Origin of the sequence: Pedobacter chitinilyticus, assembly GCF_003313385.1 — a bacterium.
Taxonomy (GTDB): domain Bacteria; phylum Bacteroidota; class Bacteroidia; order Sphingobacteriales; family Sphingobacteriaceae; genus Pedobacter; species Pedobacter chitinilyticus.
Map to the genome: position 1 here is coordinate 146,530 of NZ_QMHN01000003.1, position 23,423 is coordinate 169,952.

At 41.1% G+C, this 23,423-nt stretch carries 17 protein-coding genes; 11 read left to right on the plus strand and 6 right to left on the minus strand.

Translation table 11 applies throughout. The features are described 5' to 3' along the window. Window positions 1-87: 87 nt before the first annotated feature. The 4 genes from DUT70_RS10815 to DUT70_RS10830 form a co-directional block, all read right to left on the minus strand. Window positions 88-3,336 carry a UvrD-helicase domain-containing protein gene (locus tag DUT70_RS10815; RefSeq protein ID WP_113647352.1) on the minus strand — a complete coding sequence of 1,083 codons (3,249 nt, stop codon included), beginning with the start codon at window positions 3,334-3,336 and terminating at the stop codon, window positions 88-90. A 38-nt stretch (window positions 3,337-3,374) separates the two neighbouring features. Further along, window positions 3,375-3,833, minus strand: a complete 459-nt coding sequence (locus DUT70_RS10820; RefSeq protein WP_205529786.1) for a 6-pyruvoyl trahydropterin synthase family protein — start codon at window positions 3,831-3,833, stop codon at window positions 3,375-3,377. A gap of 88 nt (window positions 3,834-3,921) precedes the next feature. Further along, window positions 3,922-4,725 (minus strand): tRNA threonylcarbamoyladenosine dehydratase, encoded by an 804-nt coding sequence (locus DUT70_RS10825; RefSeq protein ID WP_113647354.1) that lies wholly within the window; start codon window positions 4,723-4,725, stop codon window positions 3,922-3,924. Window positions 4,726-4,822: 97 nt separating this feature from the next. Further along, window positions 4,823-5,515 carry a TatD family hydrolase gene (locus tag DUT70_RS10830; protein ID WP_240432085.1) on the minus strand — a complete coding sequence of 231 codons (693 nt, stop codon included), beginning with the start codon at window positions 5,513-5,515 and terminating at the stop codon, window positions 4,823-4,825. A gap of 78 nt (window positions 5,516-5,593) precedes the next feature. Between DUT70_RS10830 and DUT70_RS10835 the strand changes: the two genes are divergently transcribed. After that, window positions 5,594-6,088 (plus strand): thioredoxin family protein, encoded by a 495-nt coding sequence (locus DUT70_RS10835; protein ID WP_113647356.1) that lies wholly within the window; start codon window positions 5,594-5,596, stop codon window positions 6,086-6,088. Window positions 6,089-6,624: 536 nt separating this feature from the next. On the opposite strand, the gene DUT70_RS10840 is transcribed toward DUT70_RS10835, so the two are convergent. Beyond that, the gene (locus tag DUT70_RS10840; RefSeq protein ID WP_113647728.1) at window positions 6,625-8,331 is read right to left on the minus strand and encodes a glycoside hydrolase family 3 protein; all 1,707 of its coding nucleotides are present in this window, start codon (window positions 8,329-8,331) and stop codon (window positions 6,625-6,627) included. Between the two features lie 377 nt (window positions 8,332-8,708). Here DUT70_RS10840 and DUT70_RS10845 point away from each other — a divergent pair, with 377 nt between their 5' ends. After that, entirely contained in the window at window positions 8,709-9,332 is a 624-nt protein-coding gene (locus DUT70_RS10845) for a porin family protein (protein WP_113647729.1), read from the plus strand. A gap of 138 nt (window positions 9,333-9,470) precedes the next feature. Continuing rightward, a complete protein-coding gene (locus tag DUT70_RS21175) occupies window positions 9,471-9,644 on the plus strand; it encodes a hypothetical protein (RefSeq protein WP_162926607.1) in 174 nt (57 codons plus the stop codon). Window positions 9,645-10,320: 676 nt separating this feature from the next. Here the strand turns inward: DUT70_RS21175 and DUT70_RS10850 are convergent. Next, window positions 10,321-10,914 carry an RNA polymerase sigma factor gene (locus DUT70_RS10850; protein ID WP_113647357.1) on the minus strand — a complete coding sequence of 198 codons (594 nt, stop codon included), beginning with the start codon at window positions 10,912-10,914 and terminating at the stop codon, window positions 10,321-10,323. 244 nt (window positions 10,915-11,158) lie between these two features. Here DUT70_RS10850 and DUT70_RS10855 point away from each other — a divergent pair, with 244 nt between their 5' ends. From DUT70_RS10855 to DUT70_RS10890, 8 genes are all read left to right on the plus strand, one after another. Further along, on the plus strand, window positions 11,159-12,325 hold the full coding sequence (locus DUT70_RS10855; RefSeq protein ID WP_113647358.1) for a FecR family protein: 1,167 nt from the start codon (window positions 11,159-11,161) through the stop codon (window positions 12,323-12,325). Window positions 12,326-12,586: 261 nt separating this feature from the next. Further along, window positions 12,587-15,928 carry a SusC/RagA family TonB-linked outer membrane protein gene (locus DUT70_RS10860; protein WP_162926608.1) on the plus strand — a complete coding sequence of 1,114 codons (3,342 nt, stop codon included), beginning with the start codon at window positions 12,587-12,589 and terminating at the stop codon, window positions 15,926-15,928. Window positions 15,929-16,050: 122 nt separating this feature from the next. Continuing rightward, the gene (locus DUT70_RS10865) at window positions 16,051-17,439 is read left to right on the plus strand and encodes a RagB/SusD family nutrient uptake outer membrane protein (protein ID WP_162926609.1); all 1,389 of its coding nucleotides are present in this window, start codon (window positions 16,051-16,053) and stop codon (window positions 17,437-17,439) included. Between the two features lie 49 nt (window positions 17,440-17,488). Further along, window positions 17,489-18,205: a hypothetical protein gene (locus DUT70_RS10870; RefSeq protein ID WP_113647361.1), complete on the plus strand. Its 717-nt coding sequence runs from the start codon at window positions 17,489-17,491 to the stop codon at window positions 18,203-18,205. 103 nt (window positions 18,206-18,308) lie between these two features. Continuing rightward, window positions 18,309-20,903, plus strand: coding sequence for a zinc-dependent metalloprotease (locus DUT70_RS10875; protein ID WP_113647362.1), 2,595 nt, complete (start codon window positions 18,309-18,311; stop codon window positions 20,901-20,903). 90 nt (window positions 20,904-20,993) lie between these two features. After that, entirely contained in the window at window positions 20,994-21,416 is a 423-nt protein-coding gene (locus tag DUT70_RS10880; RefSeq protein WP_113647363.1) for a hypothetical protein, read from the plus strand. Window positions 21,417-21,419: 3 nt separating this feature from the next. Continuing rightward, window positions 21,420-21,854, plus strand: coding sequence for a hypothetical protein (locus DUT70_RS10885; RefSeq protein ID WP_113647364.1), 435 nt, complete (start codon window positions 21,420-21,422; stop codon window positions 21,852-21,854). 395 nt (window positions 21,855-22,249) lie between these two features. Then, entirely contained in the window at window positions 22,250-23,422 is a 1,173-nt protein-coding gene (locus DUT70_RS10890; RefSeq protein WP_205529787.1) for a PQQ-dependent sugar dehydrogenase, read from the plus strand. Window position 23,423: the final 1 nt, after the last annotated feature.

Genomic DNA, 23,423 nt, shown 5'->3' on the forward strand with positions numbered 1-23,423 from the left:
TACTCAATAAAATGTAAAATAAAATCCAAACCACAAACCAAAAGACTTGCGGATATTTATTAACCAATAGCTTGACTCTATCTATCATTATACGAGTTTCAATTCTTTAGTCACCGCATAAAACAGATATGTTTTCACCTTTTGAAAACCCATTTGCAATAACAGTTCTTTATAATTCAATATCTGCTCAATATGTCGATCGCTTTGCTCCAAAGTAAACTTATAGTCTAAAATAGTGACTCCTTCGCCATCAATTAAAATACGATCTGGTCGATGTAACTTACCATCGGCATCAATAATGTTTTTCTCAATGATACTTTCGGTTGACTTGTCGAAAATAGCCTTTAACTCGGGGTGATTTAAAACGTCCATCACTTCTTCATGCAGTGTTTTCACTTCCAGTTCTGCAATCACTCCGCTTAACAATAACTCATCAAGGTAACTTTTTACTTCTTTTTGGTTAGCGGCATTGGCCAATACTTCGTGCTTGATAGAACCTAAACGACCTGATTGTTCTATGTTGAGCACATGCTGTAAATGTTTATCCTGTGAAGGCACATACAAAGCCGACAGTCGATTGGTTGTGGGATATTCCTCCAATTCAAAGCCATTGCTTTCGCTTATTTCAGGTTTTTCCAGCACATGGTCGATAATTTCATACCGATCGGTGGCGTCAAAACCTTCTTCATCAACCGAACTCAATTGTCCTACCACTTGCGCCAACGCGTCGCCCACGGAACTGATATTAGAAGCATCCTTTTTCTCCATCACCGATAGGTATAGGTAATCTTTGGAACGAGTGGTAGCCACGTAAAGCATATTTAAGGCATCCAAATTACTATCCAACAATTCCTTGTAATAGGCTTTGGCCACCGTTGAATTGCTAAGCTCCTCCGCAAATTTCAAAGGAATACCGCCCAACTCCTTGTAAATGGTATCTTCGGCCGACACCCAAAAAATAGAGTTGGCTTTTGTTTTAAGCTCCCAATTACAAAAAGGCACAAAAACAGCTCTAAATGCCAATCCTTTGGATTTATGGATGGTCACAATTTGTACGGCATTGGCCTCATCTGGAGAAGGCAAGGATTGTCGCACCCCATCTTCATCCCACCAAGTGAGGAAGTTAACGATGCCTTTCTCGCCCAAACGTGTAGCATTGGCCACTAAATCTCTAAATGCCAACAAATAAGGAATATGCTGTTTTAATGTAGACAGTCCATATGCTTCGATAAGGTTTTCTACAAGTTCAATCAAAGGCAGCTGCATCCAAGTCTGCCAATTTTCGCAAAGCGATTTTGGAAGTAGCGAAGACAGACTACTTAATGATTTACCTGTTAATGCCAAATACGCTGCTGGTTCAATAACTTTTTGATGCAAACGATGGTAAAGCGAAATGCTATTGGCCTTATATAATGCCGTTTGCGAGTCGATACCCACCAACACTTTTAGCGTATTCACTATGAGTTGTACTGCACTATTGTTGGCCACCATCAATGCTTCGCCAGATAGCACAGGAATATTGTGTTCCATTAAGCGAGTTACACAAAGCATTGCCTCCATGTTAGAACGCACCAAAATGGCCATATCTTTTTCCTGATAGGCTTTCTCAGTTTTAAGGAATTTAATTTCTTCGATGACGTCTTGTAAAGCTATTTCGCGATAAACCGTTTCTGAAAACCTTTCTATTTCCTCACCTGCGTCATCCTTCCCAAAACGTTTTACTTTAATGGTACCGCCAGCTTTAGTAAACGGCGACAGGTTTTGTTTGGCCTTAGCATATACCGAAGTGACAATATCGCTATAGCCATTTTCGTCCCACCATTGCAGCAAGTCATCAGATTTTTCAGTGACGTTTTCGTTCAGCTTATTTTGCACTACCAGCGGCAACGTTTGATACAAATAATTGTTAAAGCTGATGATATTTTCGGTACTGCGATAATTCTCTTCCAAATGGTCATCGAGTACATTTGCGGCACCTATTTCATTTTTTGCCTGTTGATGGAGGATGTTCCAATCGCCATTACGCCAGCGATAGATAGACTGTTTAGTATCCCCCACAATCAGATTATCGATATGTTTTTGACTTGGGGAAGCAATAGCGTTTGATAGAATAGACCTAAAACTTTTCCATTGGTTCACCGAAGTATCTTGAAATTCATCAAACAAGAAGTTCCTGTACTTACTGCCTACTTTTTCCCAAATGAAGGAAGGATTTTCACCCGCATCATCGGTAATTCCAGTAATCAACTTTTGCGCATCACTGATTAAAAGGTTATCATTCTCGTTTCGATAATTGCTGAGCAGTACTGCCACTTCTTGCATCAAACGCAGATAGTAAAGGTTTTTATTAAAAGCAATAGACAGACTATAAGTCGCCAAGTTAGCATCATAATATGCTTTAATAGCGGTCATTTGCTCATTTAGTTCTTGATAGAATTGTGGTAAGTCCACCCCTTTTTGGAACCATTCGTCGGGTTCATCTATCAATTTAAAAACAGCATCTAGTTTAGAAAAATCTCCTCGAGCAATATTGAGAATTTTCAGCAAGCCGTTACGAGATTTCCCTTTCAACTGGTCGGCACTTACGCCGTGGTTTTCCAAGAGCTGCCAGGCGGTGGTCCCTAGTTCCTTTAATCTGTCTTGAAAACTTTGGATTTGGCTTTTGGTAACGCTGATATATTTTTTAAAGAGCTCATCCAAATTATCTAAGCCCAAGGAATTCACCGCAATTTCAAAAACTTCGTAGCTGTCCTTAAACACTTCGCTAATGAGGTTCATCAACTCGGCTTTGTAATTCCAACTCTTATTGTCGCCAATGCGTTCAAGAGCTAGGTCAATAATCCATTGAAGTAGTTGCTGGTTATGATTCAGACTTTCATCTAACTTTTCTACCAACTCATTCTTCACCTTGTCGTAGTTCATTTCCAAGGTATAATCGGCATTGAGTCCCAACTCAAAAGCAAAACCACGGATTACTTTTTGTACAAATCCATCAATAGTACTTACCGCAAAGCGACTATAATCGTGCAAAATTCTGCGATAAACTTTATCTGCTTTTAGCTTTAATGTTTCTAGGTTCAAATCAGGATGTGCCGCCAATACAATGGTCCTGTAATCCTCTATTTTTTTGGAAGTATTGCCATCGGCGAAACCTTTGAGCACTTCCAAAATACGGGTTTTCATTTCTTCGGTAGCCTTATTGGTAAAGGTAACCGCTAGTATTTCCCGATATTTATGCTCGCCACTAAAAAGCAAGGTAAGATAATGTGCTGCCAGGCTAAAAGTTTTGCCCGAGCCCGCCGATGCCTGAAGTATTTTGAGTGGTTTGACTCCCATGAAGTGAAGTTAACCAAACTCAGCTAATCACTCAACTTTTATTGAAAAGACTTCGGTTGGTCTTCTCTTCTCCACTCGGCCCAAGAGGTTGGGGTTTCATACAATCGTACTGCTTGCAAGGTAAAACCGTCGCTTTCCAAAATTGGCAGGAGTGTAAATTTGATACTAAGCAGCATATTTTCACAGGTGGGCTGAAAGGAAACAAAATGCACTTTCTCCGAAATGGCGTAACAGCTGGCACGCAAAGACGCTGGGACTGCTTCGTTCAATACCAAAGCATGGTCGTATTTATCAATCACATGTTCGGCGACTACCTTTTTAAGTTGGCCAAAATCGATCAGCATGCCGCACTTTACATTTTGCGGGTCTTGGTTGGCATAACCAGATACGGTAACCTGTAAACGATAGGTATGCCCATGAATATTCTTACAGGGGCCATCATAATTGAAAAGGGCATGCGCCATATCAAAAGTAAATTCCTTTGTAACTCTGATCATCTGATTTTGCATGCCGCCAAGTTACTGAAAGGGCACTCAGGGAAAAATGAGCATCATCAGATATAAAAGTTATTTAGCGCAAAGCGAATTAGGATTTCTTCTGCGTTGCCTTTTTGCTTTTGGCAATTGATTTTTTGCCGATGCGCTCTGGACGCTTTTCAATATCCACTTTATAGCCTAGCAAATCTCTAATCACCACCGAAGCACAAACACCTCCGAAAGCTGCTGGCAAATAAGAAATGGTACCATAAGCAGACCTTTTAAAGTTCGAACCGTCGGTCATGATTAAGGATTCTTTCATCACTTCTTCAATGGAGAATACGGCTTTAATGGTACTGGCATTGCCCAATTTTTTCAAACGTTTACGAACATACTGCGCAAAAACACATTGATAGGTATCAGGTAAATAAGTTACGCGAAGTTTGGTTGGATCAACTTTACCGCCGGCACCCATAGAACTTACAATGGGCAAGTTAAATTGCAGGGCAGTAGATAGCAAAGTTACCTTAGGGGTAATGCTGTCGATACAATCCATCACATAATCAAACTTTTCAGCTAAAATTTCCCTACATTTTTGTGGGGTTAAAAAGTCTTCAACAACGTGCAGTTTAAGCTCGGGATTAATGGCCAATAAACGCTCCTTCATAATTTGAGCCTTACTTACACCATGATTGGTAGCCAAAGCGGGCAATTGCCTGTTTCTGTTACTCGGGTCAACCACATCCCCGTCTACAATGGTCATTTCGCCTATACCGCTACGACAAATAAACTCTGCCGCAAAAGAGCCCACACCACCTAATCCAATCACCAAAACATGTTTCTGTTGCAACAATGCTATTCCTTCGTTGCCCACCAATAACGCCGAACGCGATAACCAAGCTAAATCAGACATTTACTAAGTAAAATTTTAATGTTACGAGTTGTGGATTACAGGTTGTGGGATAAAGCGCCCGTAAACTTATAACTCGTAACAGGCAACCCAAAACTATTTACAACAATCCTATTTTCTTCCAATTTGCAAAAATAACATCTTTCAATTCATCAACGGATATTTTCTTTATTTCTGCTACTCGCTCGTAAAGCTCAACGATATCAATATTCGAATCATCTGTTTCTAAAAAGAAGGGCTGGTCGATTTCTTTGAGCACTTTGGCTATTTCATCGGACTTTAAAACTGCCGCACCAAAGGACAGATAAAAGCCTTGTGCCATCAGTTGTTGCCCCATTTCATGTTTTTTATTGAAGCCGTGTACAATCATCGGCACGGAGGGCTTCAATTTCTTTTTTAAAGCTATAAGCTCATCAAAAGCTTTCACACAGTGCAAAATCACAGGTTTGTTTAACTGTTCAGCCAAGTCAATCTGCACCGCTAGCATTTCGAGCTGATTGGTCATTTCCTCGCCTTGTATTTTATCCAAACCACATTCACCAATCAGTTTTACATTGTGTTGTTTAGCCAACACATTCAAATACTTCATATTTTTGGCAAGCTCTTCCAAATGACCATACCACGGATGTATGCCGATGGAAATAGGTTTGGTTTTGGGCATCGCCAAAAAGGTACTTTCGGTTAATGAAAGACTTTGAATGGCAATTACTCCATCCTTTTGCTTTGCTTCGTGTGTATGAATATCTAAAAAGGGAACCATTTGCTCCACAAAAGTACAGAAATAGCTCTTCAAAAATTTACTCTACAAAAACAGTAGTATATTTTAATTCATCTATATTTGCAACATTATCAACTATCTAACATTTATAAAATGAAAAAATTATTATTTCTTATCATTACTTTAATCTTCGGGTTAAGTAGTTTTGCTCAGAGCCAAACAGAAGGGGTTAAAATTTACAATCCCTCAGCAAATGCACAAGCTGATATAGATGCTGCTGTAGTAAAAGCTAAAAAAGAGAATAAACATGTTTTTGTACAAGTGGGTGGCAATTGGTGTGTGTGGTGTATTCGCTTTCATAATTTGGTGGAAGAAACTCCTGAGCTTAAAAACTACCTTAATGCCAATTTCGAAACCGTATTAGTTAATTACAGTCCTGAAAACAAAAATGAAGCGGTATTAAAGAAATTGAAAAACCCGGGACGTTTTGGCTTCCCTGTGTTTTTAATATTAGATGGCAATGGAGAAGTCATCCACATCCAAAACTCTGCGTATTTGGAAGAAGGAAAAGGTCATAGTGTAAAACTGATTACGAATTTCTTAAAGAACTGGACTTACAAAGCTGTTAATCCAGCCGCCACAAAATAAATTTTTAATCCCGTTCGTTATGAGCGGGATTTTTTTTGAAAAATAAATCGTTATCATTCAAATACCATCAACATGATAATGTCAGTCCTTCGGACTTGGGGCATAGCAAGAAAGTGATGGAATTCTTATAGAAACAAATAGCATCTCTAGAAAATCTAAAGGGATGAAGCGAGGCTAACATTGCTTATAAACCTCATCAAAACATCAGCCTTTCGGATTTGAAACACAACCCCGAAGGGGTGGAACAATGATAACAGTCACGTCACACATCCAGCAACCCTGAAAGGGTGAAATAAAGCGACTTTAATCTATCTTTGGCATTCGCCAACTTGCAAACCAACAACCAAGGTTTATTGCACTAAACTCAGTAAAATAGCCCCGATTAAACGTAAAGCCCGCAAACGATTCGCCAATGGGCGGAGCGTGCGGACTTGAAGTGAAAGCGGGACTGCCGACCATAGCAGCAGCAAAACTGCGCTTCAAAAACAAAAAAAGCGTCCAGTTGAACTGAACGCTTCTTAATGTAATGACAAGTTTTACAAGCCGTCGCCGTATTTAAACATGGCATTCACTGTAACAGGTAGCTTGCCCGTTGGCACTAATTTTTTGTTGAATACCGCTGCTGCCGCTTTTTGCATAAAGTCTTCTTTCTGGTAGGCCACTACAATTGACCTCGCCATTTCGATACCTGGCAAATTAGCCAAGTTATAAGGGTTGGCAAAGAAAGCCACCATCGCATTTCTAGCAGACAGGGAAGTAATCAAATCCTTCACGTCTTTATTTAAAGGGATGTTATTCCCAGGGCGCAACCTCGTATCCACAATAGCCAATATGATTTGGTCGTCGCCTTTAATTTGTTTCAAGATATCTGCAATAGCCGTTGCGCTGGCATTTTTATCTACATTAAAAGCAATTGAGTTTTTGTAAATGCCCGATATTTCCGTTTGGAACAAAGTTGCTTGTGGAGTTCCCACATTTACAATCACGGTTCTTTTGTTAGGGGTTAAGCCAGCCAAACCATCTCTGCTTTTCAACAGGGTCATACTGGCATCGGCCAGTTGTTGTACCAGCGCCATGCTTTCTGGCCGGTTAACTTCTGCCGCAATATTGTTTTCATCTACATGTGGTTTTACGGTCAAGCCTGCCCAATATTTAGCAGTCAGCACTTTCCTCACACTCTCATCAATACGCGCCATGGTGATACGCTCGTCTTTAATGGCCTGCTTCACTTTTTTCACTGCTTCTTTGGTGTCGTGCGCCAGTTCCAAAATGTCGTTTCCTGCAATTAGCCCCATTACTTCGGCTTCACCATCTTTATAGAATTTGGTTACGCCTTTCATGTCCATTGCATCTGAAATGATTAAACCTTTAAACCCTAGCTCATTTTTCAACAAGTCTGTCACAATAGGCTTCGACAGGGTTGAAGGCATATTTGGGGTGGGGTCTAGCGACGGAATGTTCATGTGGGCAATCATTACCCCAGCAGCTCCCTGCTTAATCAGCTCTTTAAACGGATACAATTCCAACGAATCCAACCGCTCTTTACTGAATTTAAGCTGTGGCAAATCATAGTGAGAATCCACATCAGTATCGCCATGGCCTGGAAAGTGCTTAATACTCACCAATAAACCGCCCTCCTGCATTCCTTTCAAATAAGCAGCACTTTTTTCGGCTACGTTATATTTATTTTCTCCAAACGAACGGAAGTTGATTACTGGATTTCGTGGGTTGTTATTCACATCAACATCGGGCGCTAAGTTCATGTGCATCCCAATGCGTTTAAAATCTTTAGCCACTTCTAAACCCATTTTATAAATGAGTTCTTTGTTTTGTACGGCACCTAAAGCCATTTGGTAAGGATAAGAAATGGTACTGTCCAATCGCATACCCAAACCCCATTCGCCATCAGAGGCAATCAACAATGGAACTTTAGATTTTTGCTGATATTTATTGGTAAGGATGGCCTGTCTTTCTGGTCCGCCCTGAAAAAACACGACGCCGCCCAACTTTTCTCTTTTGATTACTTTACCAACTGAATCTTGATAGGCTTGACTAAGATTGGTATGTGCCCTCACGAAAAACAACTGTGCTATTTTTTGTTTGGTACTCAACTTATTAAATACCGAATCAACCCAATGCGGCTGTTGCTTCAATAAATCGAGGTAAGATGGTTGTTGTGCACTGGCTTTCCCTATCGAAATTAAGGAAACCACACCCAATGCATAGATAAGTTTCTTGTTCATTTTTGTGTTAAAAATTTTGGTTGTTGTTTTTCCGAGAATGCTGTTTCTTGCGGAAAATCCTTTAAAGATGCGGAATACATTTCTTGTTGCCAATAAATTGTAGCACATTTTTGTAAAGAGGTGTAAAAAATACACCCTGAGCCTGCCCACAATAGCCAATTGTATTAAATTTGATACACCTTTACTTGTTTAATTTCTTAGCCGTAAAACCCGTTTTATTTTTTTTAATCGTTTAAAAATCTGCCTTTTAAACTGGTTTTTTAAAGATAACAGATACTTCTTGAGATAGTAGCCTCTCGTATTTGGCACATTTATTTGAGAGAGGTTTGGCGAAAGGGCAACGTAGCCCCTCGTTAATTAAACTAAAATTAAAAGAAATGAAAAAGATAGTGATCCTGGTACTTGGCCTGTTTGTTACTGGCCTTACTGCAAACGCTCAGTCAACAGATAGTTTTATTAGACTTGGTATTAAAGGTGGTGCCAGTTTTTCAAACATCATTAAAGACGACGGTAATAACGATTTTAAAACCGATTACCTGGTAGGTTACCATGTGGGTGCAACCTTAGACATCAAATTATTAGAAAACTTGGCCTTTACGCCAGAGTTATTATACTCAACCAAAGGTTACAAATTAGAATCTGGCTTGGGCAAATTCACGCAAACTACCCACTTTATCGATGTGCCTATTTTGGCCAGTATCAAATTAGCCGAAGGTTTTAATGTAGTAGCTGGTCCTCAAGTATCCTTCTTACTTTCTACCAAAAATAAATTCGAAAACGGGTTTAGTTCAGCAGAACAGCAAGTTGTTGAAGACGAATCTGATCGTTTTAAAAAGAGCTTGTTAGGTGGTGTAATTGGTGCAAGGTTTGATGTGAGCAACAAAGTGGGTATCTATGGCCGTTACGCTATAGACTTCCAAAAAAATAACGAAAATGGTTCCACTACCACCCCTGAGTTTAAAAACCAAGGCTTCCAAGTAGGTTTAGGAATAAAATTCTAATCGCACTGCGATTTCTCTATAAATCGAAAGCCCATCCACTAGAAAAGGATGGGCTTTTTCTTTTTTCTAAAACTAAAGCAGTTGTTTACAGGTTATTTCTACAATCAATGTTTTGATCAACCTTAAAATTTAGAGATCATGAAAAGTACCAATCTTCCAAAAAATAATGGCCGTGTTCATGGTAGCACCATTGCCGATAGAGCAAATTACGATGTAAAGCTTGATAAAAAGAAAATAGGCATTACCAATGCTGGTGGTCAACGATCAGATCAAACCTCCAACAAGGACAATGAACGCAAACGCGGACAATAATTAAAAAAATGAACCAAAAGGTTGGCTAGCACTAGTCAACCTTTTCTTTTTCCAAAGCTTCTTTTAGATCCTTAAGACTGCTTATTCTCTCCATTTAGGAAAGATAGCGTAGTAAAGGGGCTTGAACGTCAATTTCGCCATTTTAAAATTTAAGATATTTAAAGGCTGATACACTGAACCTGAAATAAATTTAGGGTGACGTTAAATTTACACTCCCTCATGCTGACCACGAAGTAGTTGCGAAGCAAACTGAGCCTTAGCGAGCTCACCGAAGGTAATTTATTTCAGCATCAGCTTTTTAGGGTATGTTGTTGTTAACATATTAAGCGAACTCAGATGAATATGTTTCAAGCATTTGCAGAAGTCAAATATTTACAGCATCTATAATTAGCATGGAGACTACCCCTACAGAGTCGCATGTTTTGAACTAATGTGAGTTCGGGATAAAGCGTTTTATGAGATTTCATTATCTCCCAGTACTAGCAAGCCCTCTTCGTTCTACTAAAATCGGACTAGAATTTTGCCCCTATGTATCTATGTGGTTATATTTTCCCTAAACGAACCAAATAGACAGATTTCAAACTTAAGGTTAACAACAGTATCAGGAAACGGATTTTTTTGGACCAAAAGTCTAATTATAATGGCTAAGGAGTATTTTTCCTATCCTCAATTCACACTATTTAATAACATACTTACAAATTGCTGGCAAAGATAACAGCAATACCATAGCATCACCAGAAAGTTGATCCCGCAGGATCTTCAGTCCCCTTACTTTATGATTTTTTACAGTCTGTTCTGTTAAATCCAACTGTTGGGCTATTTCCTTATTGCTCAAACCATCAACAAAGCTCAAAGTAATCACTTTGGCGCATTGCAAAGGCAATGAGTTGATCGCCCGGTATATTTCAGCCAGCACTTCTGCTCTGATCATCGTTTGCATAAAACTTTCTTCAGCTTCGGGGGTATTGCTACCTACCAAATGGTGACGATTTTCGGCATTTTTTACCGCCTTAATATGACTTAAACATGCGTTATATGCCGCCCGGTACAAAAAAGCCTGTAGATGGCTGGGACTATCAAATACCTGGTTTTTATGCCAAAGCCTAACAAAAATATTTTCGATGAGATCCTGAGCATCTTCTTCGGAAACATAACGCGTTGCAAAGAAGCGAAGTGGCTGGTGGTATGATCTGTAAGCCAATTCAAAACCCATCTCCTTCCCTAAATAAATGGGAAATAAATGGTCACTTAAAAGCTGTTTGCCCTTCATGATGATTAGCGAGCGATATTCTATAGGTTAGAAGTTACAGTAACTATTTATCTAAAGTAAATAACAGTTTACAAAATTGCAACATTTTCGTTTCAAAAACAAAACACAGCAAGCAATCACATCAAAAATGGAAACTTTTGATATTTCATTTGGCAAAATGAATTGCATACGAAATAAAATATTTTTTAATTCCAATAGGTACTTTTTCCCATTCGCTTCGTAATGCTTAAAAAAGGCAACGACAATGAACCTAAAAAAACTAGAACCAAGCCAAAGAATCATCCACCTGATTTCTGGATACATCAGTGGATCGCTCTCTGATGATGAAAGCATGGAACTGAAAAATTGGACAAACCAAAGTGCTGCCAATACCTTACTTTTTGAAGAACTTACAAATGCCGACTATCGCTCAGAAATACTGAAGAAATGGATGCCTGAAGAAACAGAAGAATCTTTACGCAGCCTTAAATTACGCTTACCCGAAAAACGGAAAATATGGTGGCCTTATGCCGCTGCCGCAACCGTAGCTTTTCTACTCGGCATTACTTATTATCAGGTGCAGGTAGATAAGCATCCCGTACAACAAAAAATAGTTCAGGAGATCAGACCTGGATCAGACAATGCAACCCTTACTTTAGCCGGAGGAGAAAAAATTGATTTGGCCAGTGCCGCTAACGGTAAGTTGGCGCAACAGTCTAATGTGCTGATCCAAAAAACAGCTGATGGTCGATTACTGTATAGCAATGCGGATCAAGCTCCTTCTTCAGCAAAAGCCAACTCCATCTATAATACGATTTCAACCCCTATGGGCGGGCAGTTTCAACTTCAATTACCCGACGGAACCAAAGTATGGCTAAACGCAGCCAGTTCATTAAAATACCCAGCTTCTTTTAGCGGATTGGAAGATCGTCCAGTTGAACTCAGTGGTGAAGCTTATTTTGAAGTCGCTCACGATAAAACCCATCCTTTCATAGTAAAAACAACTGATCAAACCATTAAAGTACTGGGAACACACTTTAATGTAAACAGTTATGCCGATGAGCATAAGACCACAACAACACTTGAACAGGGCAAAATTCAGGTAAGTTATGGGAATAAAACAAAAATCATTACACCAGGAGAGCAGGCAATTGCTACCCATGAAGAACTGTTAGTAGACAAGGCCAATCTTGAAACGGCGCTGGCATGGAAAAACGGCGAACTGCTTTTTAACAATGCAGATATCCAAACCATCATGCGACAAGTAAGCCGGTGGTACAATGTAACCGTTAAATATGAAGGGGTACTGCCAAAAAGAACTTTCACTGGTGGCATGCCTCGAAATGCCGACCTATCTGCCTTGTTGAAAGTACTGGCTTTAAACGATATCCACTTTGAAGTAAATGGCCGTGTAATTACGGTAAAACCTTAATAAAAAGATGAATAGTATTTGACCAAAAATTAATGCTTATGAACTAAAAAAACTCTACACTACTCATGAATTCCCTCAAAAAGAAGCGCCGGCAATTGTTCAAGACCACCGGCGCTATTGGGAAGCATTGTTCGCAGGGCGAACACAAAGCCTGTTAAAGATTTTTTAAGCTAACCAACTAACTAAAATATGAATTTTTATGAACATTTCTTATGCCTTGGGCATAAAAAGAAAAAACCAATATTCCAAACACTGTTAACGATGAAATTAATAGTATTATTCATGATACTTTCCCTGAAAGTATCTGCTAGTTTATATGCCCAGGTCATTAGTCTTAAAGTAAGCAATGCCAGGCTCGATCAGGTGATGGTAGAAATTAAAAAGCAGAGCGGCTTTAGCTTTTGGTACGATGATAACGTATTAAAAGGCAGCAAACCCGTTAGTGTGCAGCTCAACAATATGCCACTTACTGAGGCTTTGGATAAAGTATTCGCAAACCAGCCGATCACGTACAGCGTTACCGATAAAACAATTGTGCTAAAGGCCAAGCCAAATAGCAACACCAGTTCTTCCGTGCAACAGAGTATATACGGGCTGGTAACCGATGAATTTGGCCAACCCCTGCCAGGCGTAACAGTACGTGAAAAGGGTGTTGCCAACAATCCTTTTATCACAGGACAGCAAGGCAAATTTTATATCCCCGTAAAAAGCAGGGAAAGCATGCTGGTTTTTACCTATGTAGGTTATGAAACCCGCGAGTTAAAGGCCTCAGCATTTAAAGACAACCCAACGAATCTTACCATTGTGGCCATGAAGCCCGATGTCGGCAAACTCGATGAAGTACAGGTACAAGCCTATGGAAGTGGTCCAAAAAGGACAAGTACGGGCAATATTACGACTATTTCTAAAGAAGAGATCGAAAAAAACCCTTCCAGGAACGTACTCGAAATCATTAAAAATCAGGTGCCAGGCCTTTTTATCCAACAAGATAATGGCGGCGGAGCGGGCAATCGCATTAATGCAACCATTAGGGGGGCGCAGGTTTTTGGCTACTCGGAGCCTTTGCTCATTGTAGATGGTGCCCAATTTCCTTTGGGCAAAATGCCTTTAGATTTGTACGGGGACAACAACAAAAATAACAATCCATTAACCTCTACACCGGTTACTTTAGGTAATCTACCACGTGGTTATGGAAATGGTCTGGATTTTTTAGATCCCTCGATGATTGAAAGTATCGACATCCTTAAAGATGCGGCCGCCACCTCTATTTACGGTTCAAGGGGTGCCTACGGGGTAATTATCATTACCACTAAAAAGGGCAAGCAGGGCGAGCCCAGGTTGAGCATTAACGTAAATACCAGGCTTGATGTACGGGGCTACACACCCGAATTGCTGAAAACCACCGATTTTATTAACCTGCAACTGGAGTCCTATCGGAATAGTGGACAAGCCATTGCCAACGATCGATCTGGTTTCCCTTTTAATGGCACTTGGCCAGCAACGCGCTACACCAATTGGAATGAGTATTTCGCTCCGCAGCAACCGCTTAACTATAATGTAAACGGCTCCTATTCTGGTGGTTTCAATAATTTCACCTATTATTTGGGGGGTAATTTCCAAAACGACAGGAGTGTAAACATAGGCCCTGGCGGATCAAAAAGGGGCGGGGCCAATATCAACCTCGCTTTTAACCAGGGGGGCAAGTTCGATGCGGCAATTTCGGCATTGTACAGCAGCAATGCAGATAATGCCATTAATGTTATTGGGGATGTTACCCTGGTACCCAATGCGCCACCACTTTTACTTGCCGATGGCTCCTACAACTTTGTCGACTATCCTTCCAATGTGATGGCTGACCTTTCCAAGCTGTTCCAATCCAATACCAACTTATTTAATACTGGCCTAACGCTCAACTACCGCCCGATAAAAGGCTTAACCATCGAAACAAGGATGGGTTACAACATGACCAATTCGCGTCAGTTTGCGGCCACGCCCAGCACGGCCTTGGATCCTAATCGTGGTTCCCTAATCCAGGCTACTACAAGAAGTGGTGTACTATCCAGCGGTATGCGTACCATCACATTAGATCCTAACATTGCTTATGTGAGTAAACTGGGCAGCCTGGGCAGCCTCTCGGCTAGGGCAGGCTTTACCCTGCGGGATGAATATACTTACAGTACTCAGATTAAAGGGAGAAATCTGCTTACCGATGTGGTAATTGATAACCCCACTTTTACCAAAAATCCTTCAGATATTACAGCTAGCTACAACTACGAGCCTGGCCGCTATTTGGGTTATTTTGCACAGCTGAATTACAACTGGAATAACAAATACATCCTCGATTTAAATGCCCGCTATGATGGTTCTACCAAGTTTGGTTCTGGCAACAGATATGGACTATTTGGTTCAGTTTCTGGGGCTTGGATCATGAGTGCCGAACCCTGGTTTGCCAAAGCCCTGCCTTTTGTTGCTTTTGGCAAGCTTAGGGCCAGTTGGGGTACACAGGGTGGAGATGGGATTGCCAATTATCAATACGTGGCCATGCTAGCAAAAAATGATGATCCGGTGGGTCAGTATCTTAACCAGACTAGTCTGTTTCCAGTAAATTTGGCCAACCCCGATCTTCATTGGGAAAAGAACACCAAATCAGAGCTTGGTATGGAACTCAACTTTTTAAAAGGAAACTTAACCACCTCTTTTAGCTATTACCGCAACATCAGCAGTGATCAGTTGCAGGCTATGCCATTACCAACCAGCACCGGTTTTGCTTCGGTAATTACCAACACCCCGGCAACCATCCAAAATACCGGTTTCGAAGCCGTGCTGGGGCTATTGGTGGCCACTTCAAAAGATTTTAGCTGGCGGGCCAACTTCAACGCATCCATACAGCGCAACAAAGTAACCAAACTGGATCAGGCAATGACCAATATTTTCTTCAATTATGAGGAGGGCAAATCCGTTAATGGCAAAAGGGTCATCAATTTTGTAGGTGTAAACCCGCAAAATGGCGATTTGATGTACCGCGAAGCTAACGGCATTATCAGTAATGATCTGAGACCCAATGCATATACAGACCTTAGCAATCTCCTTACTGGTCAAATTGATAGAAACAGGCATAGCGAATGGGTAGATTTCTCGCCCAAATTTTTTGGTGCGCTAAACAACCGCTTCAATTACAAAGCTTTTTCGCTGGGCTTTACCATTGGCTATACCAAGCGAATGATGCAAAACGATATAAAGGCGAATTTGATGAGTATGAGCCAATTCCGTAATATGTCGACTTTAGCTTTAGACCGTTGGCAGCGTCCGGGCCAGGTATCGGACATAGGAAAGCTTACTTTCGCCCCAGCAAATCGGGCTATAGACGAAACCTCTTTTGGTATTGAAGATGGCAGCGTGGTGCGTTTGCAAAATGCGGACATATCCTGGAACCTGCCACAGAAAACCGTTGAAAAACTGGGTTTAAAAAATGTGAGCCTGCAGCTTACGGGCAGTAACCTGTTTGTCATCTGGACCCCATTTTCGGGTACAGACCCCGATGTTACCCGCCCTGGATACGTACTGACCAGAACTTTCCAGGGCGCTTTAAAAGTAAGCTTTTAATGGTGGGCAACAGGCCTCCACAAGTAAATCAATTAAACATAGAACCATTTATAATTTAAAAAATGAAAAAAATATTCACCTCCTTAAAACCAGGTTTTTGGCTACTGCTGGGCCTGGGGCTTTTGGCATCGTGCAAGAAGGATTATTTAACCCTGCCCAAACCCGCCAATTCCGTCGAAGCAGAAGGTGCTTACGCGAACGATGATGCCATAGGTCCGCTGCTGACCGGGGCCTATGGCGCACTAAAACAGAGCCAGACAGGAACAAAAGGAAGCAACCTTTTACTGGCATTGTATGCAGATGAAATGGTGGCGGTTGAAGATCCTTTTGCAGCTTTAGATGGGGAACCCTCTTCAGTTGCCGTTTATAGTTGGAAAATTACCCCCGTCAATACTGCTGGCAAGTATTTTTGGCCAAGGCTATACAATATCATTTACATCTGCAACGGCGTACTCGAAAATGTACCCAACCAAAGCAAACTGCTTTATAAAAACCAATGGCTGGGCGAAGCCTATTTTATGCGTGCATTGGCGTATTATTACCTGGTAAATATGTACGGCAATGTGGCCATCATCACCAGTACCAATTATAAAGAAAACATAATCGTGCCGCGTGTAGCCCCGGCACAGGCCTATAGCTTAATGCAGGCCGATTTAAAGCAGGCCATCAGTTTGCTCAGCCCCGATTATAAAGACGTGTCTGGAAAAACAACCACGGCTACCAATGCCCGCACCCGGCCAAACCAGCTGGCGGCCAAAGCCCTGCTGGCCAGGGTAAGTTTATTTACCGGCCAATGGCAACAGGCCTGGGACAATGCCGATCAGGTAATTAAAGATACGCGCTACGCCCTGCAACCACGTGCCAGCATAGGCAATACCTTTTTAGCCACCAGCCGCGAGTTTATTTTAGAGGGCGATTGCGACGAGGATGCTCGTTTATTTGAAGCCGGTGGGTTCCCCCCGCCTAGTAATTCATTGAGTAGTTCCTTGATGAGCAGTTTTGAGCCTAACGACCTGCGCCTTAAAAACTGGGTTAGAATGGATTTAAACTTTTTGACAGGCATGATGATAAACCTGCCCAGTAAATACAAAAGCACCATTATCGGGCAACCCAAACTGGACCGCCTGCCTTTGCTGAGGCTGGCCGAGCAATACCTGATCCGCGCAGAGGCGGCGGCACAATTGGCCAAGTTGGGCGATGCTGGCAAACTGGCAAGCGCCATTACCGATTTAAACGCCATTCGTTCACGTGCTGGATTGGGAGTTACCACCGCCGCTACGCCCGATGCCCTACTGGATGCCATTTTAAAAGAAAGACGCACAGAATTATTTTTCGAAGACGGACATCGCCTGTTTGATTTGAGGCGTACAGGCAAATTGGACGCTGTAATGCAGCAAGAAATGCAAACCAGCAGACTGGGCACAGGAGCGAAATGGGAGAGCTATAAGCAATACCTGCCACTAACCGTTAACGACAACAGGGCCGGTTTAGCGCAAACCCCTGGTTATTAATTTACAGCAAAAATAATTTGTAATAACGATGATAAATAAAGACATAAAGATGAAGACAAAGATTGTAATATTAATGGCTATGTTAGGCGGGCTTTTCTATAGTTGCAAGAAGGAAAAAACAAAAGAAATAGCGGGGCTGCAAATTGTAAATGCAGCCATTGGATTTGCGCCGCTAAAGGTAAATGCCACAGGCAATGCCGCTAACTTTATCACCTACCCTGATTCGTTAGACTATGCTACTGACGTGAAAAGAGGGGTGCTGCTTTCCACAACGAGCATCCAAGTAGGCAGCCATAAATCGGCAGCGCCATTGCTAAGCCTAAGCCAAAACTTTGTAGGTGGGGGCATGTACAGTTTGTACCTTACGGGGCAGTCGCCAAATCTCGAAACCATCCTTACAAAAGAAGAAACCTACCCTTTGTATAATGTAGCCGATAGTGCCTTTGCCGTAAGGGTGATCAATTTAATTAGCAACAGCGGCCCACTAAAATTAAACCTGTCGCGCAGTGTAACCGTTAATGAATTTGAAGGGCTTACCTACAAACAACAGGCTAACTTTAAGAAATATCCGCTCAAAGCAGCAGATGCAAGGCTTGGCTATAGGTTCCAGTTGAGAGATCAAAATGGGAATCTGTTAAGCACCTATACTTTCTTCAGCGCCGATTTGGAGGCCGTTAGATTTAAGGCAAACACTTTGGTGCTATGTGGCCAAATAGGGGGCGCATTCCCCAACCAACCAAGGATTTTTCTGGTCAAAAACTTTTAGAGGACTAAGCCTTTGGTAATTTTTAACGGTGAGGTACAAATGGGTTGCTTTGCACCAAACACAACAATTTACAATTCTTAAACCATTAATTTCTAACCCTAAAATGAAAAAAACAACACTGATTGCTTTGCTGTCGATGTTTGCCCTGACGGGCAGCTATGCGCAGCAGACAAAGAAAAAAGAAACGGGTAAAACAGAAGCACCGGCCTTTAAAATGCCAAATCTGGATTCCCTGAAGAAGCCAATGGCTTATAATAAGATCGTTACCGATAAAGCTGTCGTAAAAAAAGGTTTGATGAATTTGATTGAAGTAGATAAGAAATACTACTTGGAAATTCCTCAAAATATAATGAACAAAGAAATTTTAATCGTTAACAGAATAGCTGAGGGAGCCGCTGGATTAAAGAATTTTTATGCTGGTGATCAAATTAACGAGGTCATTATTACGCTTAGTTTAGACAGTAAAAGACAGAAAATTAATATCTCAAAACGAGATTATACGATTTTGGGCGTGAAGCCTGGAGATGACATGTACAAAAATGTGGAACGTTCAAATAAACAATCCATTAATTATGTGCTGCCCGTTAAAACTACTTCACCTGACAGCGCTAAATTAATAGACATCACTCAAATGTTAGAAAATAATGAAGATCTTTTTGGCTTTGATTCAAAAGTTAAGCAGCAGGCTAAAATAGGATCGTCTAAAGCAGAGGCATTTTTCGTAGATGCGTTGAACGCCTTCCCAAACAATCTCTCGTTTCGTTTGGCAAGGACCTACGGTGGAGGCGGAGGCGGAGGTGCTGCTGGGATGCTGCCTGCTGGAGTATCAGTACCTGGACAACAAGCTTCGGACAATAGTTACTCCATGGTTTTAAATAGCAGTTGGGTTTTATTGCCAGAAAAGCCAATGCGAATGCGTGAGTACGATAATCGTGTAGGTTACTTTTATAATGTTTTTATTGATTATTCCTACAATCCACATGGAGTTAAAACGCGTGCAATGACTAATCGTTGGCGGCTAGAACCGAAACCAGAAGACGTGCAACGTTACTTGGCAGGCGAATTAGTGGAGCCACAAAAACCCATTATATATTACATTGACCCTACTACACCTGAAAAATGGATCCCCTACTTAATACAAGGCGTAAACGACTGGCAAAAGGCTTTTGAAAAAGCTGGTTTTAAAAACGCTATTATGGCCAAACGCGCCCCTACCAAAGAACAGGATTCTACCTGGTCGCTGGACGATGCCCGCTATTCTGCCATCGTGTATAAGCCTTCACCAGTCATTAATGCTTCTGGACCAAATGTAAACGATCCACGCACCGGAGAAATCATGGAAGCGCACATCAATTGGTACCACAATGTAATGGTAATTTTAGAAAACTGGCCGCTGGCACAACTAGGTGCAGTATATCCAAGAGTTCGTAAATATGAAATGGATGATGAGTTAATGGGACGAATGATCCGATTTGTATCGGCTCACGAGGTCGGGCACACCCTTGGCCTGCGTCATAACTTTATTGCCTCTAATTCGGTACCAGTAGAGATGTTGCGTAACAAAGCTTGGGTCGAAAAAAATGGTCATACACCATCCATCATGGATTATGCTCGTTTTAACTATGTAGCACAACCTGAAGATAATATTGATACCGCAGGTTTGTTCCCACGTGTGAATGATTATGATGAATGGGCCATTGCTTGGGGCTATCGTTGGTATGGTAATTTGAGTGAAAGTCAAGAAAAACTAAAATTAGATGCCACAACATCCGCTGCCATTAAAAACCCGCGCTTGCGCTGGGGAGCTACAGTAGAATATCCAGGAGTTCCCGATCCAAGAGCTCAATACGAAGATTTGGGTGACAATCAAATGAAGGCCAATACCTATGGCATAAAAAACCTGCAGTACATAGCTGCTCATTTACCTGAATGGAAAATTAAACCAGGAGAAGATTATCAAAAATTAGCCGAATCATTCCAGTATGGATTATTAACGCAATTTATGCGATATCTTGGTCATGCCGCTACTTATATCGGCGGGGTTTATGGCGATAGTTATCAAGCTAGTGATGGTGCGCCAAATAATTATAGCCCTGCCCCAATAGCACTACAAAAGGAGGCTATAAGCTTTTTGGATCGTTGGGCTTTGCATAGCCAGGGCTGGTTATTTAATAATGAGGCCATTTTAGGGAAGTTTTATAACCCAGGTAATCCACAAGCAGTTGATCTTCAGAAAAAATATATACTTCCCCAGATAGATGCATTGATCGGAGAGCAAACCCTCGCTAAAATGAGTTTAATGAATACGCGTTTTGGCGATAAAAGCTACCAATTGGTAGATTACCTTAAAGACGTTCAAAATAAAATATGGGCAGAATTGATTAACGGTGGAAAGATAGATAATTATAGGCAGAGCGTTCAAAATAGCTATTTGGAAAAAATGGCTAAGTTAATTATGCCTGCTACAGCAAGTCCGCTAGAGATTTTAAAAGGTTTGCCTATGATTGGAAGCGTAGTATCAGAGTTAATTCCAAATAACGACAATGGAGTTGTTAAGGCTCTAGCTACCGTTAACGCAGAACAATTAAAAACGCAAGTTGAAGCAGCCATTAAGAGCGGCAAATTTACTGATGCACTAACCAACGCACATCTTAAATCTGCATTAAAACAAATTAATCGCATGTTAACGGCTAAATAAAGAAACAACAGTCGGCCGCTGGTGCTTACAAATAACATAAACACGCTAGCGGCCTAACTTTTATTAACAATTTATATTTAAATCAAAACCATGAAAAAATCAATCTTATTAGGCTTAGGCTTTGGAATTATGATGTTTACCATTTCATCTTGTGGCATTATGTTGCATTCAACTCAAAACAATAGCGAAGTGATCAATAATGCTATTGCAAAAAGAGACATCAACGCTATTGTATCATTAAACTCTTCGTTTGAAAAAGTTTATAACCATTATGCAAATAGTGATATAAAGAAAGAGAAAGTAGCTGCTTTTGTAGGCGATATGGTGGCTAATATTGAGAAAAAAGAACCTGGTAGTATTGCTACTATTTTGTTAATGCTTAATAGCAAAGACCAAGAGATGGTGGCTCTGGGCATGAAAAGTGCCGCTGATAAATTTGATGCGGTATTGATGGAATATGCCGGTACATTGGAGCATGAGGCGATTTTCAAAAAAGTATTTAATGAATATTAAGCAATGAAAGGATTAAAATTTGGTCTCGCGTTAACAAACCTGCTGCTTGCAGGGTTGTTAAGCCACGCCCAGGTAAGCTATGGCACGGATGCAGCTTTACGGCCGCAACCATCAATAGGCTGTAGTTTTGCAACTGGAGAAACAACATTCTTAACAGGCTTGAAAACCGAAAGCCTCTCGCTATTTGAAACGAGTGGCTTAACGCGCAAAAGCGTTCCTGCCTGTAACTTTGCTACTGGCAACTGGCAACAATTGGAAAGCCTTTGGGGAATTAAACCCTATCAGGAAGCCTTTACTGAACTACAGCCATTGGGCAACCTGCGTTGCGATTTTGCAACAGCTCCTGTCTTTAACAACGAGCAGCCAATGGAAAAAGCGCAGTTAAAATTTTTAACTGACTATTTTCAAAGCCTGCTTAAAACGCATCAGGATAAATAAATAGCATTTTACACCTTTAAACGGTCGCAATACTTAGTAATTGCGACCGTTTTTTTTATCACTAATCAGCCAAAAAACCATGCTCTTTTCTCCCCTCCCCTCTGGAAGAGATGCCCAAAGAGGGAGCTCTATAAACGGTGTGCGTCCATTTCTCGTCCGATGTTAACACCTTGCTTTTCTCTCCCTCTGGGGGAGATGCCCAAAGGGCAGAGAGGGTTGCCTAACAAACTCCAAATCCTAAAATAGTTTATCGCTCAGCAATTCCGCTTTGCGAAAGTCCAGCACGTAAAAAATCCGCACTTTTTCATGCTGAAGAAAAAGCTGTATGCTAAAATTCCTTTTTTCTTTATCCCCAACTTACGTTATTTTAATATCTTTAGGAAAAAATGTCCTTTATGAAGTCTCCTTTTTCGATGATTAAACAGTCTTTTAAATTTTTTATTTTACCTGTAGCTTTATTGGTCGCTGGCTTATTAATGAGCCATTGTAACATCAAGCCAAGTGAAGCCAGCCTTGACGAAAAAAACCTTAAATCGGAAACCATTGTGACTGGTTTGACCATGCCTTGGGCAATGGCCTTTTTACCTGATGGCCGAGTGCTGGTTACCGAAAGAGGCGGAAAATTGAGAATAGTAAAAGGGGGCACACTAGACCCACAGGAGATTACGGGTATCCCTAAAGTGTATTACCGTGGACAAGGTGGTTTGCTCGACGTGGTACTTCACCCCAACTATAAAGAAAACGGCTGGATTTACATCAGCTATTCTTCTCCTAAAAAAGAAGGCGAAGCTGGCGATGATAACGGGGCAAATACCGCACTAATGCGTGCAAAACTAGACGGACACCAACTCACCAATATCGAACATTTGTACAAAGCAAGTCCAAATGTAAGAGGGGGCGTACACTTTGGAGGTAAAATTTTATTCGACAATAAAGGTTATGTTTTCCTTTCATTAGGGGAACGTGGACAAAAAGAAAACTCCCAAAACTTGAGCAAAGCACAGGGAAAAATGGTCCGCCTACATGAAGATGGAAAAATTCCTAGCGATAATCCCTTTGTAAAAACAAAAGATGCTTTACCAGAAATATGGAGCTACGGACACAGAAATCCACAGGGTTTAGTAATGCACCCTACTACGGGCACCATTTGGGCACATGAGCATGGTCCTCAAGGTGGCGACGAGCTGAACATTGTGGAGAAAGGTAAAAACTATGGCTGGCCATTAATCACTTACGGGATTGATTACGACAACTCCATTATCTCTGATAAAACCGAAGCTCCTGGTTTGGAACAACCAGTCATTTACTGGAAACCTTCTATCGCTCCTTGCGGGATGACGTTTGTGAACAGTCCGAAATTTAAAGAATGGAATGGCGATTTGCTAGTAGGTTCTTTAAAGTTTATGAACTTGGAACATTTAACCGTTAAAGGCAACAAAGTGGTGAAGAAAGAAATCATTTTTGACAAGATAGGCAGGGTGAGAGATGTGAAACAAGGTCCTGACGGCAATATCTACGTTGTGTTAGAAAATACAGGTTCAATTGTTAAAATAAGTCCTAAAGCATAAG

Excerpts from the sequence above, each read along its gene's own strand:
- DUT70_RS10880 (WP_113647363.1), top strand. The coding sequence starts at position 20,994 with ATGAAAAAATCAATCTTATTAGGCTTAGGCTTTGGAATTATGATGTTT.
- DUT70_RS10855 (WP_113647358.1), top strand. The coding sequence starts at position 11,159 with ATGAACCTAAAAAAACTAGAACCAAGCCAAAGAATCATCCACCTGATT.
- DUT70_RS21175 (WP_162926607.1), top strand. The coding sequence starts at position 9,471 with ATGAAAAGTACCAATCTTCCAAAAAATAATGGCCGTGTTCATGGTAGC.
- DUT70_RS10815 (WP_113647352.1), bottom strand. The coding sequence starts at position 3,336 with ATGGGAGTCAAACCACTCAAAATACTTCAGGCATCGGCGGGCTCGGGC.
- DUT70_RS10890 (WP_205529787.1), top strand. The coding sequence starts at position 22,250 with ATGAAGTCTCCTTTTTCGATGATTAAACAGTCTTTTAAATTTTTTATT.
- DUT70_RS10825 (WP_113647354.1), bottom strand. The coding sequence starts at position 4,725 with ATGTCTGATTTAGCTTGGTTATCGCGTTCGGCGTTATTGGTGGGCAAC.
- DUT70_RS10820 (WP_205529786.1), bottom strand. The coding sequence starts at position 3,833 with ATGATCAGAGTTACAAAGGAATTTACTTTTGATATGGCGCATGCCCTT.
- DUT70_RS10860 (WP_162926608.1), top strand. The coding sequence starts at position 12,587 with ATGAAATTAATAGTATTATTCATGATACTTTCCCTGAAAGTATCTGCT.
- DUT70_RS10835 (WP_113647356.1), top strand. The coding sequence starts at position 5,594 with ATGAAAAAATTATTATTTCTTATCATTACTTTAATCTTCGGGTTAAGT.
- DUT70_RS10845 (WP_113647729.1), top strand. The coding sequence starts at position 8,709 with ATGAAAAAGATAGTGATCCTGGTACTTGGCCTGTTTGTTACTGGCCTT.
- DUT70_RS10885 (WP_113647364.1), top strand. The coding sequence starts at position 21,420 with ATGAAAGGATTAAAATTTGGTCTCGCGTTAACAAACCTGCTGCTTGCA.
- DUT70_RS10875 (WP_113647362.1), top strand. The coding sequence starts at position 18,309 with ATGAAAAAAACAACACTGATTGCTTTGCTGTCGATGTTTGCCCTGACG.
- DUT70_RS10850 (WP_113647357.1), bottom strand. The coding sequence starts at position 10,914 with ATGAAGGGCAAACAGCTTTTAAGTGACCATTTATTTCCCATTTATTTA.
- DUT70_RS10870 (WP_113647361.1), top strand. The coding sequence starts at position 17,489 with ATGAAGACAAAGATTGTAATATTAATGGCTATGTTAGGCGGGCTTTTC.
- DUT70_RS10840 (WP_113647728.1), bottom strand. The coding sequence starts at position 8,331 with ATGAACAAGAAACTTATCTATGCATTGGGTGTGGTTTCCTTAATTTCG.